Origin of the sequence: Yersinia sp. 2542 StPb PI (genome assembly GCF_048593855.1) — a bacterium.
GTDB classification, from domain to species: domain Bacteria; phylum Pseudomonadota; class Gammaproteobacteria; order Enterobacterales; family Enterobacteriaceae; genus Yersinia; species Yersinia enterocolitica_E.
The window spans coordinates 1-718 of sequence record NZ_JAZGQA010000460.1 but is presented as its reverse complement, the minus strand read 5'-3'; the positions used below and the strand labels follow the sequence as shown (position 1 = coordinate 718).

The following is a 718-nucleotide window of genomic DNA, read 5'->3' as shown; positions in this document are numbered from 1 at the left end:
AATTATATGATATTTTTCCGAAAAGGGGATTCACTTGATGAACTTTCCCTTCGTGAAAATATTAAAAAAAGTATGGGCACCACAGGTACTCAACTGTATATCATTGCGTTAATCTTGCTAACATTCACTTGCGGTATAGAGGAAACAGCAAGTGTTTGGGGGGCTATCTATATGAATGGTTACTATCAAGTTCCATCTGTTATTTCAGGTTTGCCTTATTTAGCATGTCAGGTATCAATGGTTATAGGGCGAGGATTTGGTGATTACCTGACCAATAAATTGGGTAATATCCCAGTATTAAGATACGGAATTCTAATGGCAGCATTGGGAATCTTAATTGTGATAACTATTCACTCACCAATTGTTTCAATATTAGGTTTTTCACTAATTGGATTAGGGATGTCAGTGGTATTCCCATTAACAATTTCATTTATTGGCCAAATACCCAATATAAACTCGACGAGTGGAGTCGCATTCGCAACTTGGATATCAAGAGTTGGCCTACTTATATTTCCACCGTTAATAGGGATGTTAGCCGACATGACATCATTAAGAACTGCATTGATTATGATATTGGTTAGTTGCGTACTGGCATTCTTATTAATTAATACACTATCAAATACACTAATTAAACAGTTAACCTCAGGAGATAGATAATGAAAAAAACAAAGTGGGCTATCATATCAGGGGATGGACTCCCAACGAGTGGTCTACTCAC

At 36.5% G+C, this 718-nt stretch carries 1 protein-coding gene; it reads left to right on the top strand.

Annotated elements, in window-relative coordinates; genetic code table 11:
• The coding region (locus tag V1952_RS22280; protein ID WP_420075602.1) for an MFS transporter at positions 1-657 on the top strand (657 nt) is incomplete at its 5' end.
• Positions 658-718: the final 61 nt, after the last annotated feature.